At 36.5% G+C, this 12,314-nt stretch carries 8 protein-coding genes and 2 rRNA genes; 7 read left to right on the forward strand and 3 right to left on the reverse strand.

Going from position 1 to position 12,314, the window contains the following annotated elements; genetic code table 11:
* The first annotated feature begins 92 nt into the window (after positions 1–92).
* The 7 genes from JOOMADRAFT_RS13010 to JOOMADRAFT_RS13045 all read left to right on the forward strand — a co-directional run bounded on the left by JOOMADRAFT_RS13010 (position 93) and on the right by JOOMADRAFT_RS13045 (position 10,344).
* Positions 93–2,926: ribosomal RNA gene (locus JOOMADRAFT_RS13010) — 23S ribosomal RNA — on the forward strand.
* A 209-nt stretch (positions 2,927–3,135) separates the two neighbouring features.
* Positions 3,136–3,245, forward strand: a 5S ribosomal RNA gene (gene rrf, locus JOOMADRAFT_RS13015).
* A gap of 653 nt (positions 3,246–3,898) precedes the next feature.
* The gene (locus JOOMADRAFT_RS13025; RefSeq protein ID WP_008614087.1) at positions 3,899–5,713 is read left to right on the forward strand and encodes a serine hydrolase domain-containing protein; all 1,815 of its coding nucleotides are present in this window, start codon (positions 3,899–3,901) and stop codon (positions 5,711–5,713) included.
* Positions 5,714–5,812: 99 nt separating this feature from the next.
* Positions 5,813–7,564, forward strand: coding sequence for a LamG domain-containing protein (locus JOOMADRAFT_RS13030; RefSeq protein WP_008614088.1), 1,752 nt, complete (start codon positions 5,813–5,815; stop codon positions 7,562–7,564).
* A gap of 92 nt (positions 7,565–7,656) precedes the next feature.
* Entirely contained in the window at positions 7,657–9,003 is a 1,347-nt protein-coding gene (locus JOOMADRAFT_RS13035; protein WP_008614089.1) for a Gfo/Idh/MocA family protein, read from the forward strand.
* A gap of 10 nt (positions 9,004–9,013) precedes the next feature.
* Positions 9,014–9,751 carry a 3-keto-disaccharide hydrolase gene (locus tag JOOMADRAFT_RS13040; protein ID WP_008614090.1) on the forward strand — a complete coding sequence of 246 codons (738 nt, stop codon included), beginning with the start codon at positions 9,014–9,016 and terminating at the stop codon, positions 9,749–9,751.
* Complete coding sequence (locus JOOMADRAFT_RS13045; RefSeq protein WP_008614092.1) at positions 9,748–10,344, forward strand: 3-keto-disaccharide hydrolase; 597 nt, start codon at positions 9,748–9,750, stop codon at positions 10,342–10,344. The genes JOOMADRAFT_RS13040 and JOOMADRAFT_RS13045 overlap by 4 nt, the downstream gene beginning before the upstream one ends.
* Before the next feature lie 106 nt (positions 10,345–10,450).
* On the opposite strand, the gene JOOMADRAFT_RS13050 is transcribed toward JOOMADRAFT_RS13045, so the two are convergent.
* From JOOMADRAFT_RS13050 to JOOMADRAFT_RS13060, 3 genes are read right to left on the reverse strand one after another with little or no spacing between them, the layout of a single operon-like run.
* On the reverse strand, positions 10,451–10,678 hold the full coding sequence (locus JOOMADRAFT_RS13050) for a DUF6095 family protein (protein WP_008614095.1): 228 nt from the start codon (positions 10,676–10,678) through the stop codon (positions 10,451–10,453).
* The gene (murQ, locus tag JOOMADRAFT_RS13055; RefSeq protein ID WP_008614097.1) at positions 10,662–11,486 is read right to left on the reverse strand and encodes an N-acetylmuramic acid 6-phosphate etherase; all 825 of its coding nucleotides are present in this window, start codon (positions 11,484–11,486) and stop codon (positions 10,662–10,664) included. Before murQ ends, JOOMADRAFT_RS13050 begins: the two co-directional genes overlap by 17 nt.
* Before the next feature lie 19 nt (positions 11,487–11,505).
* On the reverse strand, positions 11,506–12,312 hold the full coding sequence (locus JOOMADRAFT_RS13060; RefSeq protein WP_008614098.1) for a DUF4249 domain-containing protein: 807 nt from the start codon (positions 12,310–12,312) through the stop codon (positions 11,506–11,508).
* Between the last annotated feature and the right edge of the window lie 2 nt (positions 12,313–12,314).

Raw genomic sequence — 12,314 nt, forward strand, 5'->3', positions numbered from 1 at the left:
AGTAGACTATAGAGAAAAGAATCTTATTATATAATTGATTGCACGATTGATTATATAAAAAAAATAGAATAGAATAAAAGAGCAAAAAGTACAATAAGCTATGTAAGGGCGTATGGGGAATGCCTAGGCTCTCAGAGGCGATGAAGGACGTGATAAGCTGCGAAAAGCTATGGGGAGTGGCACACACACAATGATCCATAGATATCCGAATGGGGCAACCCACTATACTGAAGGTATAGTACTCCGTAAGGAGGGTAAACCCGCTGAACTGAAACATCTAAGTAGGCGGAGGAGAAGAAAACAACAGTGATTCCGATAGTAGCGGCGAGCGAACTCGGATTAGCCCAAACCAAACTTGTTACGGCAATTTTGGGGTTGTAGGACTGCGATATTTGATGCGTTATGAATTAGAATTGTTTGGAAAGACAAACCATAGAGGGTGATAGTCCCGTATAAGTAAAGACCGTTATTGATAGCAGTATCCTGAGTAGTGCGGGGCACGTGAAACCCTGTATGAATCTGGCGGGACCATCCGCCAAGGCTAAATACTCCTGAGAGACCGATAGTGAACCAGTACCGTGAGGGAAAGGTGAAAAGTACCCTGAATAAGGGAGTGAAAAAGATCCTGAAACCATACGCTTACAAGCGGTCGGAGCCCTTTTTGGGTGACGGCGTGCCTTTTGCATAATGAGCCTACGAGTTACTTTTACTAGCGAGGTTAAGTGATTCAGTCACGCAGCCGTAGCGAAAGCGAGTCTGAATAGGGCGTTTTAGTTAGTAGTAGTAGACGCGAAACCGTGTGATCTACCCATGGGCAGGGTGAAGCTGTGGTAACACATAGTGGAGGCCCGAACCCGTTGACGTTGAAAAGTCTTGGGATGACCTGTGGGTAGGGGTGAAAGGCCAATCAAACTCGGAAATAGCTCGTACTCCCCGAAATGCATTTAGGTGCAGCGTTGGTTTATAGTTTTATAGAGGTAGAGCTACTGATTGGATGCGGGGGCTTCACCGCCTACCAATTCCTGACAAACTCCGAATGCTATAAAATGTTTACTGGCAGTGAGGGCATGGGTGCTAAGGTCCATGTCCGAAAGGGAAAGAACCCGGACCATCAGCTAAGGTCCCCAAGTGTATACTAAGTTGAAAAAACGCGGTTTGATTGCTTAGACAGCTAGGATGTTGGCTTGGAAGCAGCCATTCATTTAAAGAGTGCGTAACAGCTCACTAGTCGAGCGATCGAGCATGGATAATAATCGGGCATAAGTATACCACCGAAGCTATGGATTTGTACTTGGTACAAGTGGTAGGGGAGCATTCTAAACTGGGTAGAAGGTGATCTGTGAGGATTGCTGGACTGTTTAGAAAAGAAAATGTAGGCATAAGTAACGATAATGCGGGCGAGAAACCCGCACGCCGAAAAACCAAGGTTTCCTCAGCTATGCTAATCAGCTGAGGGTTAGTCAGGGCCTAACGCGAACCCGAAGGGGGTAGTGGATGGACAACAGGTTAATATTCCTGTACTTGCATATAGATAAAAGTGACGGAGGCGAATAGTTGGTGCGTGCTGACGGAATAGCACGTTGAAGGAGCTGGTAACACTCCGATAGTACACTAAGGCTTCGGCTGCGGTGATAATCCAGCGAATCGACTTCCAAGAAAAGCGACATATGCAACCTGTACCGTAAACCGACACAGGTGGTTGGGATGAGTATTCTAAGGCGCTCGAGAGATTCATGGCTAAGGAACTAGGCAAAATAGACCCGTAACTTCGGGAGAAGGGTCGCCCTTAATTTATTAAGGGCCGCAGTGAAAAGGTCCAGGCGACTGTTTATCAAAAACACAGGGCTCTGCTAAATCGAAAGATGATGTATAGGGCCTGACACCTGCCCGGTGCTGGAAGGTTAAGGGGAGATGTTAGCTTCGGCGACGCATTGAACTGAAGCCCCAGTAAACGGCGGCCGTAACTATAACGGTCCTAAGGTAGCGAAATTCCTTGTCGGGTAAGTTCCGACCTGCACGAATGGTGTAACGATCTGGACACTGTCTCGGCCATGAGCTCGGTGAAATTGTAGTATCGGTGAAGATGCCGATTACCCGCTGTGGGACGAAAAGACCCCGTGCACCTTTACTATAGCTTCGTATTGACTTTGGATAAGTGATGTGTAGGATAGGTGGGAGACTTTGATCATGTATCGCCAGGTATGTGTGAGTCATTGTTGAAATACCACCCTTTACTTATTTGAAGCCTAACTTCTTTCTAAGAAGGACAATGCGTGGTGGGTAGTTTGACTGGGGTGGTCGCCTCCAAAAGAGTAACGGAGGCTTCTAAAGGTTCCCTCAGCACGCTTGGTAACCGTGCGTAGAGTGCAATGGCACAAGGGAGCTTGACTGAGAGACCTACAAGTCGATCAGGTACGAAAGTAGAGCATAGTGATCCGGTGGTTCCGCATGGAAGGGCCATCGCTCAAAGGATAAAAGGTACGCCGGGGATAACAGGCTGATCTCCCCCAAGAGCTCACATCGACGGGGGGGTTTGGCACCTCGATGTCGGCTCGTCACATCCTGGGGCTGGAGAAGGTCCCAAGGGTTGGGCTGTTCGCCCATTAAAGTGGCACGCGAGCTGGGTTCAGAACGTCGTGAGACAGTTCGGTCTCTATCTACAGTGGGCGTTAGAAATTTGAGTGGATCTGACTCTAGTACGAGAGGACCGAGTTGGACTAACCGCTGGTGTAGCTGTTGTTCCGCCAGGAGCACTGCAGCGTAGCTATGTTGGGAAGGGATAAGCGCTGAAAGCATATAAGCGCGAAACCCGCCACAAGATGAGATTTCTTTAAAGGGTCGTGAGAGACGATCACGTTGATAGGCTATAGGTGTAAAGGCAGTAATGTCATAGCCGAGTAGTACTAATAACCCGTAAGCTTATGTACAGTAGTCCTCTTGCTTTTGCAAAGAGCAAGAGGGCGCAAACTCTTTTTACTTCTATCTTTCTTTTTTTTAGAATCTATGATCTAGTATTTTTTTATCTCCATATGTTAACTTATTAAAAGCCCCACCTAACCTCCCCTTTGGGGAGGGACAATGGGCAACATTAACCTAGCCCCCTCTTTGGAGGGGGTTGGGGGAGGCTTTAAGATTTAAGGTGGTTATAGCGACGGGGCTCACCTCTTCCCATTCCGAACAGAGCAGTTAAGCCCGCCAGCGCCGATGGTACTACGTTTTCGTGGGAGAGTAGGTCGCCGCCTTCTTTAGAATCCTCATCATTTATTTGATGAGGATTTTTTTTTGCCTTTTTTTAAGGAAGTACATTGAAAATTGAAGGATTGAAAGATTGAAGGATTGAAGGATTTTATCACTTTGCCACTTTGAAAAAAACCGTCTACCGTCTACCGCCTAATGCTTACTGCATATAGCTTCTTTGAACCTTTGAACCTTTTGAGTTAAAAAGTTATGCTGTTATGGAGTTACGATGTTACAAAGAAAAAATCGCCTACTGCCTACCGCATAATGCTTACTGCCCTTTGCCACTTTGATGGATTGAAGAATTCGGAAGTCGGAAGACATAATGCAATGTTCAGTAAGCGTACATTTTCAATCAAGAGTCAGGAATCAAGAGTCAAGAATGCAAAAAAAAAAAGTATTCTTATTCTTTTGAAAATCTTGTAAACTACAAACCATAAACAATAAACCAAAAACCTACTGCTTATTGAAGGATTGAAGAAAAAAACTGCCTACCGCCTATAGCCTAATGCTTACTGCCCTTTGAAACTGCTTACTGCATATAGCTTAAAGCATAAAGCCGTTCTGCTCCCCACTAACCCTAAAAACATCAGACAATCTATCAAGCTTTTATCAAATCTGAGGATATTATTTATTAAATTGCTTTTTCAAATTTTAATACATGAATATAAAGCATATACTTTCCTTTTTTTTAGCTGTTTTTTCTTTTTATATATTACACGCTCAAGATGAAAATGATTCTGATTCTTCTGCAACTCTTGTAAAGAATATTAATAATACTATACCTATTAAATCTCTCGATGTAAACAATATAGGGTTTATTAATCTCGATGCTGATAAATCTGAATTTAATACGGATGATTTTTTATTAAAGCTTAATCAGTACACTAGAATAAGTCGTGTTGAGAATTCTTTAAATGAATCTATTATAGGAGAAGTACAAGAACGCGATATAATTATAGCTGCTATTTCTTCTAAGAATATACATTGGAATACTTTATATAAACTTTCTAGTTTACTCTCAAAAACTAAATTAATTTTAGTTTCTTTTTTACCTCTTAAAGAAATTTCCTTTAACAATTATGTATTTAATGCTACTACAATAATTCAATTTCAATCTTACAATACAATAAATTCAGAAAGTGCTGCTGAAATTATATTTGGTGCTAAAACAACTAATGCTGTTTTAGAGGAGGATGTAAATAATAACTTTAAAAGTGGTTCAGGAATTTTATTAAACAAGACAATAAGAATGGGGTATACTTCTCCGTCTCAGGAAGGATTGGATGAGGATTTTATTAATCGGAAAGTAGATTCTATCATGAAAGAAGGGATTGAGCAACATGCTTTTCCTGGAGCTCAATTATTGGTTGCTAAAAATAATAATATCATTTACCATAAGTCTTTTGGTTACCATACATATGATAATATACAAAAAGTTTCAAACTATGATTTATATGATTTAGCTTCCGTTACAAAAGTTACGGGTCCCCTTCCTGTTATCATGCAGTTGGTAGATAAAGGAATTATAGATATTGATGAAAAGTTTAGTACTTATTGGAAGCCTTGGCGTAATGTTAAAAATAAAAAAGATCTTACTTTTAGGGAGATTCTTGCGCATCAAGCGGGTTTAGAGCCTTATTATATTTTTTTAAACGAAATTATAAAGAACAGAAAATTTGTTTCCAGATTTGTAAGTAATACTGAAAGTAATAAGTATTCAGTCAAAATATATAAAGATCTTTACCTAAACAAGCGTTTTGTGAAAAAGATGTATCGAATTATTAATCGAACAGAGGTTTCAGAGATTAAAAAGTATAAGTACTCTGGGCTTAGTTTTTTAATTTATCCTGAAATGATAAAACAGCTTACAGGGATTAATTATGAAAAATATGTAAGAGATAGTATATATAGGCCTTTGGGAGCTACTAATTTAATATTTAATCCAATTGGTAAATATCCTGAATCTTTAATTGTTCCAACAGAGCTAGATACAATTTATAGAAATGCATATGTAAAAGGATGGGTGCATGATGAGAATGCGAGTTTATTGGGTGGTGTATCAGGAAACGCAGGTTTGTTTGGAACGGCAAACGATTTAGCAAAATTGATTAAGATGTATCAAAATTTAGGAGAATATGGAGGGAAAAGATACATCTCTGAAAAAACAATGAAAGAATTTACACGTGTTCAGTATCCTGAAAATAATAATAAAAGAGGGCTAGGTTTTGATAAACCTTTATTAAATAATGCTACATTAGATATTTCTCATGCCTCTCCAGCTCCTGAAGTAAGTGCTCAAAGTTTTGGTCATGGTGGGTTTACTGGGACTTATGTGTGGGCAGATCCTGTTAATAATTTGATGTTTATATTTCTATCCAATAGAGTGTACCCTACTCGTAATAATAGAAATTTATATAATTTAAACATTAGGCCTTCCCTACAGCAGGTATTTTATCAGGCTAATCTTAACTAAAATACTGTTGTGATTTAATTTAAAGTGATGAAAAGCTTATAAAAGATAGTTTGTTCATTTGTTTTTTTTATTTTAGATGCATATGATTTTCCTAAGATTATGAATGCTAAAGTTTTTTTCGTCTTATTGATATTTTTATGTAGCAATATTATTATTGCTCAGGGATATGATATTATGGAGGAAAAACATTCTGTTACTGTAGAGATTGGGGGAAAAGCTTTAGAAGATGTAAAGTGGAAAGAAAACCCTGATCTTATTACAACAGGGGTTTTTGAAACAGGAAGTCTTAAATTATCTCCTCAAAAAAGAGGCTATAGATTTTCTCCAGATATTTTTAATTTTGATGATTATAACTCGAATACTCCAAAAATTTTTAGAGCATACAAATATAATCTCACAGACCGATTAAAGCTTTATTTACCATTTCAGAAGGAATTTATTTCTACAAAAGTCAATAATGAAAAGATAAATCAAATAGAAGTAACCTATCAAGAAAGTGGTAAAGGTGAAACTGCTTATTTTAATGGAGTATCTAGTTATATTGATTTTGGTTCCGATAATACTAATTTTAATGAACTAACAGTTGCAGTATGGTTAAAGCCAGAAAAGGTATCTGGAAGTAACAGTATAATAGGGAAAGGAGAAGTTTTTTCAGCTAAAATTTTTGATGGAAATCTTCAGTTTACAACTCCGGGAATAAAAGATCATATAAGTAATGTATTGTATGTGAATCCGAATGAGTGGGTGCATGTTGCTTTTGTTTTTATGCCGAATGATCAATTATTTTTCTATATGAATGGAACTTTAATAGATCAAATCAAAGCTTCAACCATAGCTAATACTGACCATTCTATTTTGATAGGGAGTAATTTGTGGGGACAATATTACAAAGGATTTATGAAAGATTTTGCTCTTTGGAATCGTGCATTGAGTAACGATGAAGTGTTTGAGGTCTATCAAGATGGCGTATTATTAAAAACAGAGAAACCAAAAGAGGCTTTTTTATGGTGGTGGCTCTTACTCTTAATTCCATTAGGAGGGATATTTTACTTTTTTTATGGATATAAAAGAGTGCTAAATAAAGTGTATGTTTCTGAAAGTTCAAAGTCTGTTGAAATAGTTAAGGATTATAATATTCGCTTTCTAGGCGGTTTTACTTTAATAGATACTGAAGGAAAAGAGTTTACCCATTTGCTTTCTCCAAAACGCAGGGAATTATTTTTACTTCTTTTTCTTTATACGATAAAAAATGGCGGAATTTCTTCCAAAAAAATGGGTGATATTCTGTGGCCTAATTTTAGTTATGAGAGCACTAAAAATAATAGAAGTACACAAATAAAAGAGCTCAGAAAAGTTTTTGAAGGAAGACTCCCTCTAGAAATTAATTTTATTGAGAAAAAATGGAAATTAAGTATTCCAGAATCAATATATACCGATGTAACACAATTAAATGAGTCAATTCCTCAACTGTTTTCTGGAAAACAAATTCACACGGAGAATAAATCGCATATTCAAATAGCGCAAATTGTTAAGAATGGAGCTCTTTTACCTCAAATAGAATTAGAATGGTTGGATAGTTTTAAGTCTGATTATGGAAATGCTATTTTGGATATTCTTACTCCATGTATAGATAAAGAACAGGAAGAACAATTTTCTAAAGATGAATTAATTTTGATTTGTGATGCAATTTTAGAGATAGATCCATTGTATGAGAATGCAGTTAGAACTAAATATTATTTGTTTACAAATGCAGGAAAGCATATGACTGCACAAAAATTAATTGAAAATTATAAACGGCTGTATGAGGCATTTTATAAGGAAGGTTATGATATAAATTCACTTCAAGTTTAATTTTTTTATTCTATTACCCCATTTATTACCCCTCTTAGTACATCCTAAATACTTAGATTAGAGCTATTAATAAACTAATACTAATTTTATTTATGGAAGAAAATAAAAGGAGAGGTTTCTTAAAGAAATTAGGAGTAACTGGTGTAGCAGCAGCAGTTTCTCCAATGGTCTTTGCTGAAGAAACTAAATCTCTTCATTACCTAAAAAGAGTTAACCCAACAATTAATTTAAGTACCATTAAAATTGCCTTAATCGGTGCAGGAGGAATGGGAACTGCAGATACAGAAACAGCATTACTTAACCCAAATATAGAGTTAGTTGCTGTATGCGATTTATATGATGCAAGAATAGAAAGTGCAAAAGAAAAATGGGGGAGTAATATATATACCACTAAAGACTACACCAAAATTCTTAGTAGAAAAGATGTTGATGCTGTAATTATAGGAACTCCAGATCATTGGCATAAACAGATAGGGATTGATGCCTTAAATGCAGGGAAGCATGTATATTGTGAAAAACCAATGGTACATTCTGTATCAGAGGGGAAAAGCCTAATAGATGCTTGGAAAAAATCTGGAAAGATATTTATGGTAGGTAGTCAAGGTTTATCTTCTTTAGGAAATGAAAAGGCTAAAGAACTTTTGGCAGCTGGAGCTATTGGAGATATTAATTATGCTGAAGGTTTTTGGGCGAGAAACTCTCCTCTTGGAGCATGGCAGTATCCAATTCCAAATGATGCTTCTACTAATACTGTTGATTGGAATCGTTATATAGCGAATACTAAAAAAAGAGATTTTGATCCTCTTCGATTTTTTAGATGGAGAAATTATTTAGATTACGGAACAGGAATGTCTGGAGATTTGTTTGTGCATTTATTTTCAAGTCTTCATTTTATAACGAATTCTTATGGTCCTAATAAAGTTTCTGCTACTGGCGGATTGAGATATTGGAAAGATGAACGTGAAGTTCCTGACGTTTTATTAGGAATGTTTGATTATCCTGAGTCCGATCAGCATCCAGGATTTAATTTATCGCTTCGTTGCAATTTTGTAGATGGTACCAGTGGAAGTACATATCTTAAAATAGTAGGAAGCAAAGGCTCTATGGATGTTAAATGGGAAGAAGTTGTTCTTAAGCGCAACGCCAATTCTTTTGATGACGATCCTTTTTTAGCTGAAAAAATGAAAGGGCAAAATGCACAATCTGATAGAAAAAGAATTGTAGCTCCATTAGAAACCGTATATACAGCAGAAAAAGGGTATAAAGGGGCTCATTACGACCATTTTGCAAACTTTTTCAATGCTATTAGAACAAATGGTAGCGTTGTAGAAGATCCTGAATTTGCATTTAGAGCCGCAGCTCCAGCTTTACTATGTAACGATAGCTATCAGCAGAATAAATTTATGGAGTGGGATCCAGTAAACATGAACCTTATTTAAAATAAAGAAAATGAAGAAAATATATTTTTTGGCTACAGCACTATTAATGGTGGTAGCTTGTAAATCTGAAGGGAAAAAGACCGAAACAGAAAAGGTTGAAAAAGAAGTTGTAATAGCTCAAGAGAAAAGTAACGATTGGATTTATTTATTCGATGGAACTTCTACTGATGGATGGAGAAGTTACAACGGAACTTCTTTGCCAGATGGATGGGTTTTAGAAGGAGATATGTTGAAATCTCTAGGAAAAGGCGGAGATATAGGTGGTGATATTATTTACAGCGAAGAGAAGTTTGGAGAATTTGAGCTTTCTATAGATTGGAAAATTTCTGAGGGAGGTAATAGTGGAGTATTCTACCATGTAGTTGAAGGCGAAAAATATGATGCACCGTATTATAATGCTCCAGAATACCAAATGATTGATCAGATAGGGTTTCCTCAAAAGTTAGAGCCTTGGCAGTCTTTAGGAGCAGATTATGGAATGTATAACCCAGATTATGAAGGAGCTATTAAAAAAGCAGGGGAGTGGAATAATACCCGAATTGTTTTTACAAATGATACTGTTGAATACTGGTTAAATGGAAAGAAAACAGTTTCGTTTGTTCCATGGAGTGAAGATTGGCAAAAAAGAAAAGAGGAAGGAAAATGGAAGGACTATCCAGATTATGGAGTAGCCAAAACAGGATACATCGGACTTCAAGATCATGGAAGCTTTATTTGGTTTAAAAATATAAAAGTTAGAAAATTATGAGATCATTATATTTTGGAATATTAACTGTTTTATTTCTTTGTGTAGGTTGTGGTTCTTCAACAGCATTATATAATGGGAAAGATCTTACAGGTTGGGATATTTATGGTACCGAAAAATGGTACGTAAATGATAAGGGTTTACTTATATCTGAAAGTGGGCCTGATGAGCAATATGGATATTTGGCTACAGAAAAGACCTATAAAGATTTTGAATTAACAGTTCAGTTTAAACAAGAAGCTAATGGAAACAGTGGTATTTTTTTTAGATCTGATATTGAAGGAACAAAAATTAGTGGTTGGCAAGCAGAAGTAGCTCCTCCAGGGCATGATACAGGAGGAATTTATGAGTCTTACGGCAGAGGGTGGCTTATAAAACCTGAACCAGCAAAAGATGCGTATTTAAAATTTGGAGAATGGAATAAAATGAAGGTACGTGTTGTAGGAAATCATGTTACTACTTGGTTAAATGGACAAGAGATGATAAGTTTTACAGACAGTAAAATAGGGGAGGCAACAGGTAAAATAGCTTTGCAAATTCATGACGGAGGCGGAATTAAAGTCTATTGGAAAAATATAAATATTAAAGAATTATAACCTAGTTTCTGTTTAGAAAGTAGATTGAAAATTCAATTTGTTAATTAATGCGACGGAGTCGGCTAGAAAGTCCCACACTTTTTATGTCGACTCTTTAGTTTTATAATTAGTTTTCTCCAAAGAAAGACTTCATTAGTACTCTTAGGCTATAAAACCCCATTATAATGGCGCTAATAGCTAATAAAATTCCAACTATTAAGACTGGCCAATACCAAGGGTGGGTTTGGTTTTTAAAAGCTTGATATATTACTGTGGGAGCCATAAACATAAGTGCTACTGTAAATGCAAAGTATTTAAGGCTTTTTAGGAGGAGTTCTCTATCCGTTCTTTTCATTATAATAAGCATTTACAGCATTACGAACACTTCCGTGTTTTTTTAATAATTCGGAGGCTTTATTATTTTCTACTGGAATTTCATCCATTATCATTCTAATTCCTCTATCAACAAGCTTTACATTGCTTAATTGCATGTCTACCATTTTGTTTCCTTGAACCTTTCCTAGGCGAATCATAGTAGCAGTAGAAATCATGTTAAGCACTAGTTTTTGTGCAGTACCAGCTTTCATTCTAGAACTTCCAGTAACAAATTCTGGACCTACAACAACTTCAATTGGATATTGTGCTTCTTTGGCAAGTGGACTATTTTTATTACAAGTAATACAGCCAGTAATGATATTGTTTTTATTACATTCTTTCAATGCGCCAATAACATAAGGTGTAGTTCCAGAAGCAGCAATTCCAATTACAATATCTTTATCGGAAATAATATACTCCTGTAAATCTTTCCATCCTTGTTCGGTACTGTCTTCTGCGTATTCAACGGCTTTTCTAATAGCAGTTTCCCCACCAGCAATAATACCAACTACTAGGTCGTGTGGAACCCCAAAAGTAGGAGGGCATTCTGAAGCATCTACAACGCCAAGTCTACCGCTTGTTCCGGCTCCCATATAGAAAAGTCGCCCTCCTTGTTCCAATTTAGGAACAATAACGTTTATTAAAGCCTCTATAGAAGCTATTTCGTTTCCTACGGCAGTTGGAACGGTATTATCTTCTTTATTTATATTAGTGAGTAGCTCTTTTACAGTCATCTTTTCAAGATGATTATAGTTAGACGCTTGCTCTGTAGTTCTTGTAAAATCCATGTGTCAAAAGTAAAAAATATTACTCAATAGTAAAGGTATAAGTATCGGTTTCTGAGAGTCTAAAATACCCAAAGGCAAAATTCTCTGGATTTGTAGTATTCACTATGTTTCCTCTAACGGTTGCGGGTTGCGTTTCAAAGGGGCCACCGCTTTCTCCAGTTTGAGAAAGTAAGGTATTTATATAGGTGAAATATCTTTTAGAAACACCATATAAATTGATTTCTACTTCATCGCCAGGTTTTAATTCTTCACTATTGAAATAAGCAAACATTTCATTTCCATTCACCAGTCTGTCTTCTTGTACATTTATAGTAGTATCATTTTCAGCATAAAAAGAATAGAAATAATAGTTCTCTTCCTCTACAGGATCATTAAAATAAGCTTTAATTTCAATATACTCTTCAGAAAAAATCTCACCGTTTTGCTGACTTACATATTCTAAATCGGAAACGGGAAGTAAAGTCTCTTCGGCAGTGTAGGTTTCTCCTTCAGTAATAACAGTTAAGTAGTAGGTTTTGTTTAACTGCGGAATAAAATTTTGGGTATAATAAAAACCAGAGTTTCCATCTTCTATAAAATCAAATTGATTTCCTTCGTCATCAGTAATAAAAACTTCAGCATTATTTACTGGCGGAATTTCTGTATCAAAATAGGGAGCAGTTGTAGAGAGTCTAACGAATTGTGACTGTCCTGAAGTTTCTTTTATCCAATTGATAGATGCTTCTATGACTAATCTTGGAGGGGCATCATCCAGATCAACCTCAATAACTTCTTCACAGGAAGTAAAGAAGAAAACAAGCAGACATATATTGATAATTTTTTTCATTT

The organism is Galbibacter orientalis DSM 19592 (assembly GCF_000260115.1).
Taxonomy (GTDB): domain Bacteria; phylum Bacteroidota; class Bacteroidia; order Flavobacteriales; family Flavobacteriaceae; genus Galbibacter; species Galbibacter orientalis.

Coding starts and splice junctions, on each gene's coding strand:
- JOOMADRAFT_RS13025 (WP_008614087.1), top strand. CDS start 3,899: ATGAATATAAAGCATATACTTTCCTTTTTTTTAGCTGTTTTTTCTTTT.
- JOOMADRAFT_RS13030 (WP_008614088.1), top strand. CDS start 5,813: ATGAATGCTAAAGTTTTTTTCGTCTTATTGATATTTTTATGTAGCAAT.
- JOOMADRAFT_RS13035 (WP_008614089.1), top strand. CDS start 7,657: ATGGAAGAAAATAAAAGGAGAGGTTTCTTAAAGAAATTAGGAGTAACT.
- JOOMADRAFT_RS13040 (WP_008614090.1), top strand. CDS start 9,014: ATGAAGAAAATATATTTTTTGGCTACAGCACTATTAATGGTGGTAGCT.
- JOOMADRAFT_RS13045 (WP_008614092.1), top strand. CDS start 9,748: ATGAGATCATTATATTTTGGAATATTAACTGTTTTATTTCTTTGTGTA.
- JOOMADRAFT_RS13050 (WP_008614095.1), bottom strand. CDS start 10,678: ATGAAAAGAACGGATAGAGAACTCCTCCTAAAAAGCCTTAAATACTTT.
- murQ (WP_008614097.1), bottom strand. CDS start 11,486: ATGGATTTTACAAGAACTACAGAGCAAGCGTCTAACTATAATCATCTT.
- JOOMADRAFT_RS13060 (WP_008614098.1), bottom strand. CDS start 12,312: ATGAAAAAAATTATCAATATATGTCTGCTTGTTTTCTTCTTTACTTCC.